The sequence below is a fragment of the Methylobacterium sp. E-041 genome, from assembly GCF_022829665.1.
GTDB lineage: Bacteria > Pseudomonadota > Alphaproteobacteria > Rhizobiales > Beijerinckiaceae > Methylobacterium.
This window is the reverse complement of the sequence record NZ_JAKSYQ010000132.1, coordinates 21,068-34,360: the sequence shown is the minus strand read 5'-3', so window position 1 is coordinate 34,360 and position 13,293 is coordinate 21,068. Positions and strand designations below refer to the sequence as shown.

Below are 13,293 nucleotides of genomic sequence, written 5' to 3'. Positions count from 1 at the left end.
GGCTCGCCCCGCCTCGCCGCGGCTTCTTGCAAGGCCGTCGAGCAATTTCAACCGGCTCGGTGGCGCGGCCCCGGGAATGCCGTGACGAAGGCTGCCACGGCATCCTCGCTCATCTGCCGGACCGTGCGGATTCCGGGATGGCGGCCGTCCGGGGCGTCCAGCGGTCCCTCATAGACCAGGCGTTGCGCGCCGATCGCGTCGCTGAAGCGTTGCGGAGCGGCATGAGCCAGCAGGGCGCGGACGAACACGTCGGGCCGGTCGAGGCTGAACCCGAAGTCCAGGAAGAACGCCGCCTTGCCCTGATTGCGCGGATGGGACGGCACCAGAAGATACTTCGTGATCTTGTCGCTGTTCAGGACGAAGTTGCGAACGAACGGCGGTTCGCAGGTCACGCCGCGGGAACGCCGACGTGGCGCAGGTCGGCTGCGAGCATGGTCGCGACGGCGCCGTAGGGCTCGGCGAACTCGACCCCATAGGCGAAGCCGCCGCGAATCACCGAGACGACGGTGCCCCGGCTGCCGGCCGGGATCACGTCCCCGTCGTCCGACGTCGCCGACCGGATCGTCTCGACCGTGTCGAGGTCTCGGAAATCCGTCACCGGCTCGTCGCCGAGCACGAAGAAGAAAGCGCCCAGCGTCATTCGGGCAGGATACGCCGCGCGTGCCGGACCACAAGCCTCGTGCATGCAGGGGGAGGGGGCGGCGACCGCATCGGGTTGGCCGCCGCCGGTCATGCCCCCGTCGCGCTCATCGGCAATACGGCAGCAGGGGCCGGCCGAACGGGTCGTCGACGCCCGGCGGGGGCGTGAGTCCGTAATAGCTCGGCTTCGACAGGCCGTAGGACGAGCCGACGTAGCTCGGATCGTCGGGCGCGTTGGTCGGCACCGGCGCGCGGCGCGGCAGGCAGGCGACCCGGCGCGGGGGCGGGGCGGCGTGAAGCAGGACGCCGTCGCTGCCGTCGCCGCGCGGGAAGTAGCGCGGCGCGCTCACGACGGGTCTGCCATAGGCCGGCCCCGGCTCGGGGGCGAACAGGTCGGCCGCGCCGGCGGGCCCCACGGCGAAGCCGCAGAGGAAGCAGGCCCGGATCATCGCTCTCGCGCGCATGCGCCCGTCGTCCCCCGACCCGCGGAAACCGGGCACGCGGTGCCAGTGTCGGCGCACAGGGTGAACCGATCGTTACCGATCGGCCAACGCGACCAGCCGGGCCTGGAGCACCGTGACGAGGTCGGCGGTCGCGAGCCGCAGCTGCAGGCCGCGCCCGCCGCCGTTGACGTGGATCTCGGTGCGGCCGGCGAGCGATCCCGCATCGATCAGCACCGGCACCCGGCGCTTGGCTCCGAGCGGGCTGATCCCGCCGACGTGGTAGCCGGTGATCCGCTCCGCCTCCGGCGGCTTCAGCATCGACGCCGCCTTGCCGCCCATCGCGGCGGCGACCCGCTTCATCGCCACCTCCCGGTCGGAGGCGACGAGCAGGCAGACCGGCTGGCCGTCGACGGCGGCCATCAGGGTCTTGAGGATGCAGCCCGGCTCGACGCCGAGCGCCTCGGCCGCCTGCAGGCCGATGCGCGGCGCCTCCGGGTCGTAGGCGTAGCCCACCATCGCGTAGGCGATGCCGGCCTCGTCCAGCGCCCGCGAGGCGGGGGTCGCCCGCGGCGTCGCCTTGGCCATCACACCGCCTCCGCCAGGATGCGGCCGATCTCGGCATGGGCGGCGTCCCGCGCGGCCGGCGGCGCCTCCGAGCCGGTCAGGAACACACCCGCGAGGATCGGCGCCCGGCCCGGCGGATGCAGGATCGCCACGACGTTCGACGTCGCGTTGTCGCCGCTGCCGGTCTTGTCGCCGACCGGCCAGGCGGGCGGCAGGCCGGCACGGAGCTTGGCCCCGCCGGTCTCGCAAGCGACCATCCAGGCTTCCAGCCGCGCCCGGTGCGGCGGGGCCAGCGCGTCGCCGAGGAGGCAGCGGTCCAGCGTCCGGGTGATCGCGGCCGGGCTGGTGGTGTCGCGCGGATCGCCGGGCAGGGCGGTGTTGAGGGTCGGCTCGGTCCGGTCGAGGCGGGTGACCGCGTCGCCCTGCCCGCGCAGCCAGGCGGTGAGCGCCGCCGGTCCGCCCAGCGCGTCGAGGAGCAGGTTGGCCGCGGTGTTGTCGCTCCGGACGATCGCCGCCGCGCAGAGCCCATCGACGGTCATCTCCGCACGGCCGCCGCCGGCCCTCTCCAGGGCCGAGCGCGTGACCGGGGCGTAGCTCTGCAGATCGTCCGCCCCGTAGGCGATGCGCCGATCGAGCGTTTCGCGGCCGGCGGCGACGCGGGCCAGGATCGCCGCCGCCGCCAGCACCTTGAAGGTGCTGCACAGCGCGAACGCTTCGTCCGCGCGATGGCCGAGGAACACGCCCGTCGCGTCGCGGAACGCCACGCCGACCCGACCGCCGAGGCGCGCCTCGAGCGCCCCGATGCGTCCGGCGGCGGCGCCGAGCCGATCGGCGGCGCGGGCGGAGAGCGCCGGCCCGGCGAGCGCCAGGCCGGCGACGACCGCGCGACGGGTATGGGCCATGGCGTGCTCCCTTCGGACGGGTTTCGCGGCGCCGCGGTTTGCGCAACGTCGTTTGCCGAGGCAAGACCCTTTCGCCGGGATGCGGCCGATCGATGACGGCCGCCCCCGCGCGGAGGGCGGATGCCGGGAAGCCCCGGGCCCCCATCAGCGATCCGAGCATGAGCGATCCGAGCATGAGCGATCCGACCATGAGCGATCCCCCTACCCTGTTCGCCCCGGCCTCCGGCTTCGGGCGCGCCGCCATCGCGGTGATCCGCGTCAGCGGCCCGGATGCCGGTGCCGTGCTCACGGCGCTTGCGGGCCCGCTGCCGGCGCCGCGCCGCCTCTCGCTGCGGACGCTGCGCGACCCCGCCGACGGCGCCATCCTCGACCGGGCGCTGATCGCCTGGATGCCCGGGCCGAGCACGGTCACCGGCGAGGACATGGCGGAGCTGCACCTGCATGGCGGCGTCGCGGTGCGGGCCGGCGTGATCCGCGCGCTCACCGCCTTTCCCGGCTGCCGCCCGGCCGAAGCCGGTGCCTTCACCCGGCGGGCCGTGCTCAACGGCCGGATGGACCTGACCGAGGCCGAGGGCGTCGCCGACCTGATCGAGGCCGAGACCGAGGCTCAGCGCCGTCAGGCCCTGCGCCAGCTCGACGGCGCTCTCGGCCGGCAGGTCGCGGCCTGGCGCGACGAGGCGATCAATTGCCTGGCCGCCGCCGAGGCGGCGCTGGATTTTTCCGACGAGGGCGACGTCGACGACGCGGCCCTGGATCGCGCCCTGTTCGACCGCGCCGCCCGCCTGCGTGCCGCCATCGCCGCGGCGCTCGCCGACGGGCGCCGCGGCGAGCGGGTGCGCGAGGGGTTCTGGGTCGTGCTCGCCGGGCCGCCGAACGCCGGCAAGTCGACGCTGCTCAACGCGTTGAGCCGGCGCGACGCGGCGATCGTCTCGCCGGTGCCAGGCACCACCCGGGACGCGATCGAGGTGCGGCTCGATCTCGGCGGCCTGCCGGTGATGCTGGTCGACACCGCGGGCCTGCGCGAGACGCACGATCCGGTCGAGGCCGAGGGCATCCGGCGCACCCGCCGCCGGATGGCGGAAGCCGACCTCGTCCTGATGCTGGTGCCGCCGGGCCCGGAGGCGACCGAGCCCGCGGCGACCGGCCGGGTGCTGCCCGTGCGGACGAAGGCGGACCTCGCCGACGGGTCCGGCGGCGGCCTCGCCGTGTCGGCGCTGACGGGGCAGGGGATGCCGGCGCTGCTTGATGCCATCGCCGCGGAGGCCGAGGCTGCGCTCGGCGGCGGCGATGCGCTCATCACCCGCGAGCGCCACCGCGACGCCCTGGAGCGCTGCGTCGCCCATCTCGACCGGCTGCCCGCCGTCGCCGCGATGCCGGAACTGGTGGCCGAGGATCTGCGCCTGGCCGTCCGCGCGCTCGGCGAGGTCGGCGGCCATGTCGGGATCGAGGCGGTGCTCGATCGCCTGTTTTCCGGCTTCTGCATCGGCAAGTAGCCCGGCTTTCCCCCTTCCGTGCGCGGAGAGAGGGGCGGCTCGATGCTGTCGCGCGGCACCGACTCAGCGCGTGCGTCGCGCGGGCTGGTCGCCCAAGGCGATGTCGACAGACGACGCCGACGATGTCGACCCTGTCACCGGCTTACGCGAAACACGGCCGATGTTTCACGTGAAAACCCGATCGCGTGTCACGAGCGGGTCAGGAACATCCCGGTGAGCAGGAAGCCGAAGCCGGCGAGGCCGAAGACGCCTTCCTTGCGCTGGCTCGGATCGATGAAGTGGGCGACGGCCCCGCCGGCGCAACAGAGCGCGCCCAGGCCGATGGTAATGATGTGCATCGTCTCGATCCTCGTTGGTCGCCCTCGCACGTGCGAGGTCTGCGATGTCACGAAATCCCGGGTGGCCGGGACGGACGCCGTTGTCCGTTCATAAGTCGTTCACAGATCGTCGATGACACGCGATCGTGAGTCCCGCAAGGGGTTTCATCGCGAGTCGGCATCCAAATTCGCCATGATCGACTGCCGAACGCAGTCGACCATCGTGCGGCAAGGCTCGGGCCGGATGGATCGACTGATCGAATGCAGTATTCGTTGCCGAAGGCGACGGCACCGTGCCTCTGGATGGGGCATGATCGATGCCATCCCCCTCAGCGGATCCCGGGCGATTGACCTTTCCGCAGCGCGGCGGCACATCCCGCGGATGCGTGAGACGTCTCCACAGGCCTTCGATGTCCTCGTCGTCGGCGGCGGCCATGCCGGCGTCGAGGCGGCGGCGGCCGCCGCCCGGTGCGGCGCACGCACCGCCCTGGTCACGCACGATCCGGCGACCATCGGCGCGATGTCGTGCAATCCGGCGATCGGCGGCCTCGGCAAGGGCCATCTCGTGCGCGAGGTCGACGCCCTCGACGGCCTGATGGGCCGGGTCGCCGACGCGGCCGGCATCCAGTTCCGGCTGCTCAACCGACGCAAGGGCCCGGCGGTGCGCGGGCCGCGCACCCAGGCCGACCGCAAGCTCTACGCGGCGGCGATGCAGGCGGCGGTGGCCGAGACCCGGAACCTGACCGTGGTCGCAGGCGCCTGCGAGGATCTGGTGGTGCGGGACGGGCGCGTCGCCGGGATCGTGCTCGGCGACGGGCGTACGCTCAGCGGCGGCGCGGTGGTGCTCACCACCGGCACCTTCCTGCGCGGGTTGATCCATATCGGCCCGGTTCAGATCCCGGCCGGCCGCGTCGGCGAGGCGCCGGCGGTCGGGCTGGCCCGGACCCTCGACCGGCTCGGCTTCCGGCTCGGGCGCCTGAAGACCGGCACCCCGCCGCGCCTCGACGGCCGCACCATCGACTGGTCAAGATTGGAGATGCAGGAGGCCGACGCCGAGCCGGTGCCGTTCTCGACCCTGACCGAGCGGATCACCACGCCGCAGATCCGCTGCGGCATCACCCGGACGACGCAAGCGGTCCACGACCTGATTCGCGAGACCCTGCACCTGTCGCCGATGTATTCCGGCGGCATCAGCAGCCGCGGCCCGCGCTACTGCCCGTCGATCGAGGACAAGGTGGTGCGCTTCGGCGACCGCGAGGGCCACCAGATCTTCCTCGAGCCCGAAGGCCTCGACGACCCGACGATCTACCCGAACGGCATCTCCACCGCGCTGCCGGAGGCGGTGCAGCACCGGCTCGTCGCCCTGATCCCGGGCCTGGAGGCGACGCGGATCCTGCGGCCGGGCTACGCCATCGAGTACGATTACGTCGACCCGCGCGAGCTCGATGCCGGGCTCCAGGCCGAGCGCCTGCCGGGCCTGCTGCTCGCCGGGCAGATCAACGGCACCACCGGCTACGAGGAGGCGGCGGGGCAGGGGCTGGTCGCCGGGATCAACGCCGCACGGATCGCCGGCGGCGCGGCGGTGGCGACCTTCGACCGGGCCGAATCCTACCTCGGCGTGATGATCGACGACCTCGTCACCCATGGGGTGAGCGAGCCCTACCGCATGTTCACCTCGCGCTCGGAGTATCGCCTGAGCCTGCGCGTCGACAACGCCGACGAGCGCCTGACCCCGCGCGGGGCCGCGCTCGGCTGCGTCGGGACCCGGCGGGCGGCGCACTTCGCCGCGTCGCAGGCCGAGCTGTCGGCGGTGCGCGCCCGCCTCGACGCGCTGACCCTGACGCCGACCCAGGCGCAGGCCCACGGCCTCGCGCTCAACCAGGACGGCATCCGCCGCACCGCCTTCCAAATTCTCTCCTATCCCGATCTGGACTGGGGCCGCTTGGCCTCGGTCTGGCCCGAGCTGAGCGCGGTCTCGCCGCGGATCGCCGAGCGCCTGCGGACGGATGCGACCTACGCGGTCTATCTCGACCGGCAGAATGCCGACATCGCCGCCTTCCGCCGCGACGAGGCGGTGAGCCTGCCGGTTCGGCTGGATTACGGGCGCATCGCTGGGCTCTCCAACGAGATGCGGATCAAGCTCGAGACCGTGCGGCCGGGAACCCTGGGGCAGGCGGCGCGGATCGAGGGCGTCACCCCGGCCGCGCTGACGCTGCTCGCCGCCCATGCGCGGCGTCGCGAGGCGGTGGCATCGTGAGGATGGTCCTAGCCGCAACGCGCGTCTTCCCTCCCCCTTCTGCGGGGGAGGGTACCCTGCGCAGCAGGGGGGGAGGGGGGAGCGCCGCTTCCGGCACTGTCGCTCCCCTCTCCCGACCCTCGCTGACGCGAGGCCCACCCTCCCCCGCAGGGGGGGGAGGGGAACCCGTGGATGTCGTCCGAAGCCTTCCGGGGGCGTCGCGATGAGCGCCGATCGCGACCGCGTGCTCGCTGCCGCGAATGTTTCACGTGAAACAGCGCAACGGCTCGATCTCTACGTGGCGCAGCTGGCGCGCTGGCAGACGATCAAGAACCTGGTCGGGCCGGCGACCCTGGCCGAGGTCTGGACGCGGCACGTGGCCGATGCGCTGCAACTGCTCGATCTGATGCCGGAGGCGCGCCGCTGGCTTGACCTCGGCTCGGGCGCCGGCATCCCCGGGCTGATCCTGGCGATCGCCGGGCCGCCCGGCATCCGCGTCGACCTCGTCGAGAGCAACGCCCGCAAGTGCGCCTTCCTGACCGAGGCGGCCCGGGTCACCGGGGCGCCGGTAACGGTCCACAACGCGCGGATCGAGGCGGTGATCGGCGATCACCACGGGGTCGACGTGGTCTGCGCCCGGGCGCTCGCGCCGCTCGACCAGCTTCTCGCCTGGACCGAGCCACTGTTGAAAACGGGCACCACCGGGCTGTTTCCGAAGGGACGGGAAGCGGTTGCGGAATTGACCGATGCCGCGGCGCGGTGGACAGTCGGCCACGATCTCATTCCGAGCCGAACCGAGTCGGCCGCCCGGATCGTCCGCGTCACCGCCCTCGCTCCCAAGAGCCCCTAGCTCTCGAGAGCCTGCCACTCCCCCCAAGCGTTCCCGTCTCCCAGGCGCCCATGACAAGCGACGCGACTCCCCATCCCGCTGCCGATGCCGCGCCCGCGCGGCCGCTCCGGGTGCTGGCGCTGGCCAACCAGAAGGGCGGCGTCGGCAAGACCACGACGGCGATCAACCTCGGCACTGCGCTCGCGGCGATCGGCGAGCAGGTTCTGGTGATCGACCTCGACCCGCAGGGCAACGCCTCGACCGGGCTCGGCATCGACCGGCGCGCCCGCCGGGTCTCGACCTACGAGGTGATGGCGGGCGAGGCGTCGCTGGCCCAGGCCGTGGTGCCCACCGCGGTGCCGCGCCTGTCGGTGGCGCCCTCGACCATGGACCTGCTCGGCCTGGAGCTGGAGCTGGCCTCGCTGCCCGACCGGGCGCACCGCCTGCGCAACGTGCTGCGGGGCCTGCGCGACGCGAACGCGACGCGCGACGTCAGCTACGTGCTGATCGACTGCCCGCCCTCGCTGAACCTGCTGACCATCAACGCGCTCGCCGCCGCCGATGCGGTGCTGGTGCCGCTGCAATGCGAGTTCTTCGCGCTCGAGGGCCTGAGCCAGCTGCTGCGCACCGTCGAGCAGGTGCGCGGCGCCTTGAACCCGAAGCTGACGATCCAGGGGATCGTGCTGACGATGTTCGATCCGCGCAACAACCTGTCGACGCAGGTGGTGGCGGACGTGCGCGGCTTCATGGGCGAGAAGGTCTACGAGACCATGATCCCGAGGAACGTCCGCGTGTCGGAAGCGCCCTCGCACGGCAAGCCGGTGCTGCTCTACGACCTGAAATGCGCGGGCTCGCAGGCCTACCTGCGACTCGCCTCGGAAGTGATCCAGCGTGAGGGCCGGGTGCCGGCGGCGGCGTGAGCGGTCGCGGCCCGCCCGTTTCGGCGGGCGGATGCGGCCCGGGACGGTTCGGGTGTACGGCGTAACGATGCGTAACGGAGTGAGTGGGTGAGCGGGATGGCGGACGAGGTGGCACGGCCCCGGCTGGGGCGCGGGCTCGCGGCCCTGATCGGCGATTTCGGGGATGCGGGCAACGAGGCGGGCAAGGTGCAGGCGCAGCGCAAGGTCGCGGTCGAGTTCCTGCGGCCGAACCCGCGCAACCCGCGCCGCAGCTTCAGCGAGACCGACCTCGACGAGCTCGCCGCCTCGATCCGCATGCGCGGCATCATCCAGCCGATCGTTGTGCGGGCGCTCGGCGAGGTGCCGGGCACGTTCGAGATCGTGGCGGGCGAGCGCCGCTGGCGCGCGGCTCAGCGCGCCGGGCACGACGAGGTGCCGGTGGTGGTGGTCGAGATCGACGACCGCGCCTCGCTCGAGTTCGCGATCCTGGAGAACATCCAGCGCGCCGACCTCAACGCCATCGAGGAGGCCTCGGGCTACGAGCGGCTGATGAGCGAGTTCTCCTACACGCAGCGCGAGCTCGCCGAGATCCTGGGCAAGAGCCGCAGCCACCTCGCCAACACCCTGCGCCTGCTCAACCTGCCGGCGAAGGTGCAGGAGCGGCTGGTCGCGGCCGAGATCACCGCCGGCCATGCCCGCGCGCTGCTCGGCGTGCGCGCGCCCGAGCTGGTGGCCAAGCGCATCGTCGAGGAGGGGCTGACGGTGCGCGACGTCGAGGCGATCGCCGCGTCCGAGCAGCAGCCCGACGACGTGCCGCGGCCCGGCCGGCCGCGCGGGCTGACCGAGAAGACCGCCGAGGTGCGCTCGCTGGAAAGCCGCCTCGCCCTGGCGCTCGGCCTCGGCGTGACCCTGAAGGCGAAGTCGTCCGAGGCCGGCGAGATCCGGATCCGCTACGGCACGGCCCAGGAATTCGAGGATCTCTGCCGCCGCTTCCAGGTGCCCGACGCCAGCTGACCGGCCGACGCCGGACGCCTCATCGCGGCGTCCGGATCTCTCCCCCCCGCGTCCGATCCCGGGACGGATGCGGGGCCGAGCCTTGTGGCGGCGGCGTGCGCGCGCCTAGAAGCGGGCTGCGTCCACCGCCCGGGCGCGCGTTCCATCGGTCCACGCCGTGGCGTCGCGGCGGGGCCTGCAGGCTCGCATTCGGGCCTCGGTGCCGGCCTCCGGCCGTTCGCCCGGCCCGTTCCATCCTTCGCACGGACACCTCCATGCCCCGCCTCCGCACGATGATCCTGGCCGCAGGCCTTCTCGCGATCCCCGGTCTCGGCCTTGCCCAGACCAGCTCCATCCGCGAGGCGCTGAAGCAGAACTGCACCGGCGATTACCTCGAGCATTGCAGCGAGCACCCGCCCGGCGGCCCGGCGGTGGAGGCCTGCTTCCGGGCCAACCTGAGCAAGCTGTCGCCCGAATGCGCCGCGGCGATCGCCCTCTACAAGCGCGAGACTAAGGGCCGGCGGATCTCCGAGGGGCGGTGAGCCGGCCCCGGCCGCCACCTCGCCGGTCCGGGAGCAGATCGCGCACCGCCTCGGGCGGGCGGCACGGACCGACGCCCCCCGGGGCGACGTCGATCGGCGGGGCTCCGGCGGCCGTCGCGTCAGCGACGGCGCTCGTCATCGGTGAGGATTCGGCAGGCGTCGAGAGCGGACAGGGCCGGCGCGCAGACGTCCGGGTGGCCCTGGCAGCAATCGCGCATCAGGAACTGGATCAACCCGCCGAGCGCCGGGTAGGCCGCGCTGTAGAGGATCGAGCGGCCCTCGCGCCGGGACGCGATCAGCCCGGCATGCTCGAGTTCCTTCACGTGGAACGACAGGTTCGAGGTCGAGACGCCGACCGCGCCGGCGAGGGCACCGGCCGCGACGCCGTCCGGCCCCGCGGTCACGAGATGGCGCACGATCCGCAGGCGGTGCGTCTGGGCGAGCGCGCCGAAGGCGGCCAGAGCTTGCGCTTCGTCCATCGTCGGTCCAATATTTCAATGAATATTGAAACATAACGGACGCCCGACGCGTGGACAAGCCGCCCCTCGCCGATCTGCCCAACATCGCCGCCGAGCACTTCGCCGTGCCGACGCCGGGCACCCTCGCGCCGAAGGCCGGCTTCGCCCATCCGCCGCGATTCCTCATCCTGTACGGATCGCTGCGCGCGCGCGCCTTCAGCCGGTTCCTGGCCGAGGAGGCGGCCCGCCTGCTCGCGGCGATGGGTGGCGAGGTGCGGATCTATCACGCCGACGGCCTGCCGCTGCCGGACGACGCCACCGCCGACCACCCGAAGGTCCGGGAGCTGCGCGCCGCCTCGCTGTGGTCGGAGGGGCAGGTCTGGGTCAGCCCGGAGCGCCACGGCACGCTCACCGGCGTGATGAAGAGCCAGATCGACTGGCTGCCGCTCTCGGAGGGCTCGGTGCGCCCGACGCAGGGGCGCACGCTCGCGGTGATGCAGGTCTCGGGCGGCTCGCAATCGTTCAACGCCGTCAACGCGCTGCGCGTGCTCGGGCGCTGGATGCGGATGATCACCATCCCCAACCAGTCCTCGGTGCCCGCCGCCTACACGCAGTTCGACGAGGCCGGCCGGATGAAGCCGGGGCCGCTCTACGACCGCGTCGTCGACGTCTGCGAGGAGCTCTACAAGTTCACGCTGCTCACCCGCGAGCGGGCCGACCTTCTGGTCGACCGCTATTCCGAGCGGAAGGAGCGGGCGCCCGCGCGCCTCGATGCGGTGGCCGCCGACATCGGGTTCGCCAAGCCGTAGGCGGCGGCCCGGCCGGCTTCGGCCGGATCACGCAGCGTGATCCGGCGCGGCGGTGGCTCGTCAAGCCGGATCGGCGCCGATCGGCGGGCTTTGCTTGCGCGATCCGGGCCTCAGCCCCGTCGCCGCGCCGCCTGCGTCGCGATCCGCAGCAGGGCAGAGGAGGCGTGGGCGTGGGCCAGGACCGGATCGGAGCGGCGGCAGGCCAGGATCGCGTCCTGGAGGATCTGCACCGCCTGGCGCAGGGTGTTGGGGCTCCAGCGGGCGAGCTGCGTCTCGATGCTGCCCTTGCGCTTGAAGTGCAGGCCGCGCCAGCTCGCGACCATCAGGCTCGGCGCCTTGTCGCCGCCCTCGATCCGCACGGCGAGCAGCTGCAGCGCGTGGCGCAGGCCGGAGCCCAGCATCGCCGAGGGGTCTAGGCCCTCGTGGCGGAAGCGGCGGATGTCGCGCTCCACCACGTCGCCTTGGCCCGCGAAGGCGGCGTCGATCAGGGTGTTGAGCTGGCTGCCGGCGACGTCGCTCACCACCGCCTCGACGTCGTCGAGCCCGACGGTTCCCGTGCCGGCCGCGTAGAGCGCGAGCTTCTCGATCTCGGCGAGGCTCGCCCGGCGGTCGCCGCCCAGGCTCTCGGCCAGCAGGGTGCGGGCGTCGCGGTCGATGCGCAGGCCGCGCGCCTCCAGCGTCCGGTCGATCAGGTCGGCGATCGCGCGGGCGTCGTCGGCGTAGCACGGGATCGCCAGCGCCTTGGCCGACTTCTCGCACAGCGTGCGCAGCGGCGCGGTCTTGGCCAGATCGCCGGCCTCGATCACGATGCGCGTGCCCTGGATCTCGCCCTTGAGCAGCGCCTCGACGGCGGGCGCGATCGGCCGGCTCGTCGGGCGCACCCAGATCGCGCGCTTGTCGCCGAACAGCCCGACGGTGCCGGCCTCGTCGACGAGCCGGCCGGGATCGCCGGCGAGCGCGTCGCCGTCGATCCGCACCAGGGCGAACGGGTCGCCCGGATCGGTGACGAAGCCCTCGGCGAGCTGCTTGGCGCGCTCGGCCACCAGCCCGGTATCGGGGCCGAACAGCAGGATCACCGGCATGCGCGGGTCCGGCCCGCGCCGCAGCAACCCCTCGATCTCGCCGGCCTTGACCGCGGTCACGCCCGGGCTCCCCGCCCGATCCTCAAGGCTTGGCCGAGAGCACCGAGGCGAGGCGGGTCTTGATCTGGTCGGCCAGCACCGAGGCGAGGCGGATCTCGGCGTCGCGGGCGGCGCGCAGGGATGCGAAGCGCTGCACCGAGCGGTCGTAGGTCGCGGTCGAGGTCGCGACGCCCTCGGTGACGATCTTGGTGCCGTCGAGGTTTTCGAGGCTGTACTTGACCACGCCGACGATGGTGCCGGCCTCGGCGCGGCCCGTGGTGGTCGAGACGATCGGCGTCTGCACCGACTCGCTGCCCTGCAGCTTCAGCCGGTAGCGCTTCGGCCCGGGCTGGCCGGAGCCGTCGAGGGCGAAGATCAGCTCGCTGCGCAGGTAGTGCCCGATGCGCTCCTGGTCGCGCGCCATCGCGATGTCGTCGACCTGGATGCCGGCGAGCAGCGCGGGCAGCGACTCGCCCGACGCCGTCGGCCCGTAGAGCGGGCGGAAGCAGGCCGAGAGGTTGAGCGCGAGGCCTGCGACGCAGGCGAGACGGGCCGCCCGCGCCGCGGCGCGAGCCGTCGCGGTCCCGATCGTTGTGTCCGCCATCCGCCTCATCCGCCCGCCGCAATCCGTCTCGTCCAGGGTTCTTTAGCGCGAGCGAACGGCCCGGCGCCACGACCCTACGCGCGATCCCTTACGATTCGTCTGCGGCGGGAGTTGGGTCGCCGAGGTCGGTGACCGCGGGCCGCGGAGGCCGGACGCGTCGCGCCGCGGCGAAGCCGAAGACGTCGGCGGGAACGCTCCCCGGGGGGCATCGACCGGCCGCTTCGGCGCCTGCGGGCGCGGCCGTCCCGCTGCGCGCGAGCCGCCATCGAGACCGCCTGCGGCGTCTCGAACCAGGATCGTGCCGGTCTCAGGCCGTGCCGGGCCGACGCAGGCGGTGCAGCCGCCGCCGGAGCGTTGACGCGCGAGGCGACGCGGACCGGGCGGACCGCGCGAAACCTGACGACGGGGGGCGCGGCGCGCGCGGGCATGCCTCCCGGTCACGCA

The 13,293-nt window shown here is 73.2% G+C and carries 16 protein-coding genes; 7 read left to right on the top strand and 9 right to left on the bottom strand.

Annotation, left to right across the window (positions count from 1 at the left end):
- Positions 1–47 precede the first annotated feature (47 nt).
- The 5 genes from MKK70_RS12200 to bla form a co-directional block, all read right to left on the bottom strand.
- Positions 48–392, bottom strand: coding sequence for a DUF6883 domain-containing protein (locus MKK70_RS12200; protein WP_243947982.1), 345 nt, complete (start codon positions 390–392; stop codon positions 48–50).
- Positions 389–640 (bottom strand): DUF4926 domain-containing protein, encoded by a 252-nt coding sequence (locus MKK70_RS12195; protein WP_147860144.1) that lies wholly within the window; start codon positions 638–640, stop codon positions 389–391. The genes MKK70_RS12200 and MKK70_RS12195 overlap by 4 nt, the downstream gene beginning before the upstream one ends.
- 106 nt (positions 641–746) lie before the next feature.
- Positions 747–1,103: a hypothetical protein gene (locus MKK70_RS12190; protein WP_405041682.1), complete on the bottom strand. Its 357-nt coding sequence runs from the start codon at positions 1,101–1,103 to the stop codon at positions 747–749.
- A 72-nt stretch (positions 1,104–1,175) separates the two neighbouring features.
- Positions 1,176–1,667: an aminoacyl-tRNA deacylase gene (locus MKK70_RS12185; RefSeq protein ID WP_243947980.1), complete on the bottom strand. Its 492-nt coding sequence runs from the start codon at positions 1,665–1,667 to the stop codon at positions 1,176–1,178.
- A complete protein-coding gene (gene bla / locus MKK70_RS12180) occupies positions 1,667–2,548 on the bottom strand; it encodes a class A beta-lactamase (protein ID WP_243947978.1) in 882 nt (293 codons plus the stop codon). Before bla ends, MKK70_RS12185 begins: the two co-directional genes overlap by 1 nt.
- Positions 2,549–2,736: 188 nt before the next feature.
- On the opposite strand from bla, the gene mnmE reads away from it, so the two are divergent.
- Positions 2,737–4,041 (top strand): tRNA uridine-5-carboxymethylaminomethyl(34) synthesis GTPase MnmE, encoded by a 1,305-nt coding sequence (gene mnmE, locus MKK70_RS12175; RefSeq protein WP_243947976.1) that lies wholly within the window; start codon positions 2,737–2,739, stop codon positions 4,039–4,041.
- 188 nt (positions 4,042–4,229) lie between these two features.
- Here the strand turns inward: mnmE and MKK70_RS12170 are convergent, their stop codons facing one another.
- A complete protein-coding gene (locus MKK70_RS12170) occupies positions 4,230–4,379 on the bottom strand; it encodes a hypothetical protein (protein ID WP_187275615.1) in 150 nt (49 codons plus the stop codon).
- A gap of 361 nt (positions 4,380–4,740) precedes the next feature.
- Here MKK70_RS12170 and mnmG point away from each other — a divergent pair, with 361 nt between their 5' ends.
- The 5 genes from mnmG (at position 4,741) to MKK70_RS12145 (ending at position 9,857) form a co-directional block, all read left to right on the top strand.
- Positions 4,741–6,615: a tRNA uridine-5-carboxymethylaminomethyl(34) synthesis enzyme MnmG gene (gene mnmG, locus MKK70_RS12165; RefSeq protein ID WP_243947974.1), complete on the top strand. Its 1,875-nt coding sequence runs from the start codon at positions 4,741–4,743 to the stop codon at positions 6,613–6,615.
- Between the two features lie 202 nt (positions 6,616–6,817).
- On the top strand, positions 6,818–7,444 hold the full coding sequence (gene rsmG / locus MKK70_RS12160; protein ID WP_243947973.1) for a 16S rRNA (guanine(527)-N(7))-methyltransferase RsmG: 627 nt from the start codon (positions 6,818–6,820) through the stop codon (positions 7,442–7,444).
- A gap of 50 nt (positions 7,445–7,494) precedes the next feature.
- Positions 7,495–8,343 carry a ParA family protein gene (locus MKK70_RS12155; RefSeq protein ID WP_147728222.1) on the top strand — a complete coding sequence of 283 codons (849 nt, stop codon included), beginning with the start codon at positions 7,495–7,497 and terminating at the stop codon, positions 8,341–8,343.
- A 96-nt stretch (positions 8,344–8,439) separates the two neighbouring features.
- A complete protein-coding gene (locus MKK70_RS12150) occupies positions 8,440–9,336 on the top strand; it encodes a ParB/RepB/Spo0J family partition protein (RefSeq protein ID WP_243948029.1) in 897 nt (298 codons plus the stop codon).
- Between the two features lie 254 nt (positions 9,337–9,590).
- Complete coding sequence (locus MKK70_RS12145; RefSeq protein ID WP_147728221.1) at positions 9,591–9,857, top strand: hypothetical protein; 267 nt, start codon at positions 9,591–9,593, stop codon at positions 9,855–9,857.
- A gap of 119 nt (positions 9,858–9,976) precedes the next feature.
- Here the strand turns inward: MKK70_RS12145 and MKK70_RS12140 are convergent, their stop codons facing one another.
- Positions 9,977–10,336, bottom strand: a complete 360-nt coding sequence (locus MKK70_RS12140; protein ID WP_243947971.1) for an ArsR/SmtB family transcription factor — start codon at positions 10,334–10,336, stop codon at positions 9,977–9,979.
- A gap of 50 nt (positions 10,337–10,386) precedes the next feature.
- Between MKK70_RS12140 and arsH the strand changes: the two genes are divergently transcribed.
- A complete protein-coding gene (gene arsH / locus MKK70_RS12135) occupies positions 10,387–11,124 on the top strand; it encodes an arsenical resistance protein ArsH (protein ID WP_313899089.1) in 738 nt (245 codons plus the stop codon).
- 110 nt (positions 11,125–11,234) lie between these two features.
- On the opposite strand, the gene holA is transcribed toward arsH, so the two are convergent.
- Positions 11,235–12,266, bottom strand: a complete 1,032-nt coding sequence (gene holA, locus MKK70_RS12130; protein WP_147844017.1) for a DNA polymerase III subunit delta — start codon at positions 12,264–12,266, stop codon at positions 11,235–11,237.
- A gap of 22 nt (positions 12,267–12,288) precedes the next feature.
- The gene (gene lptE / locus MKK70_RS12125; protein WP_147728217.1) at positions 12,289–12,849 is read right to left on the bottom strand and encodes an LPS assembly lipoprotein LptE; all 561 of its coding nucleotides are present in this window, start codon (positions 12,847–12,849) and stop codon (positions 12,289–12,291) included.
- Positions 12,850–13,293: the final 444 nt, after the last annotated feature.

Coding starts and splice junctions, on each gene's coding strand:
- MKK70_RS12195 (WP_147860144.1), bottom strand. CDS start 640: ATGACGCTGGGCGCTTTCTTCTTCGTGCTCGGCGACGAGCCGGTGACG.
- MKK70_RS12190 (WP_405041682.1), bottom strand. CDS start 1,103: ATGCGCGCGAGAGCGATGATCCGGGCCTGCTTCCTCTGCGGCTTCGCC.
- MKK70_RS12185 (WP_243947980.1), bottom strand. CDS start 1,667: ATGGCCAAGGCGACGCCGCGGGCGACCCCCGCCTCGCGGGCGCTGGAC.
- bla (WP_243947978.1), bottom strand. CDS start 2,548: ATGGCCCATACCCGTCGCGCGGTCGTCGCCGGCCTGGCGCTCGCCGGG.
- mnmE (WP_243947976.1), top strand. CDS start 2,737: ATGAGCGATCCCCCTACCCTGTTCGCCCCGGCCTCCGGCTTCGGGCGC.
- MKK70_RS12170 (WP_187275615.1), bottom strand. CDS start 4,379: ATGCACATCATTACCATCGGCCTGGGCGCGCTCTGTTGCGCCGGCGGG.
- mnmG (WP_243947974.1), top strand. CDS start 4,741: ATGCGTGAGACGTCTCCACAGGCCTTCGATGTCCTCGTCGTCGGCGGC.
- rsmG (WP_243947973.1), top strand. CDS start 6,818: ATGAGCGCCGATCGCGACCGCGTGCTCGCTGCCGCGAATGTTTCACGT.
- MKK70_RS12155 (WP_147728222.1), top strand. CDS start 7,495: ATGACAAGCGACGCGACTCCCCATCCCGCTGCCGATGCCGCGCCCGCG.
- MKK70_RS12150 (WP_243948029.1), top strand. CDS start 8,440: ATGGCGGACGAGGTGGCACGGCCCCGGCTGGGGCGCGGGCTCGCGGCC.
- MKK70_RS12145 (WP_147728221.1), top strand. CDS start 9,591: ATGCCCCGCCTCCGCACGATGATCCTGGCCGCAGGCCTTCTCGCGATC.
- MKK70_RS12140 (WP_243947971.1), bottom strand. CDS start 10,336: ATGGACGAAGCGCAAGCTCTGGCCGCCTTCGGCGCGCTCGCCCAGACG.
- lptE (WP_147728217.1), bottom strand. CDS start 12,849: ATGGCGGACACAACGATCGGGACCGCGACGGCTCGCGCCGCGGCGCGG.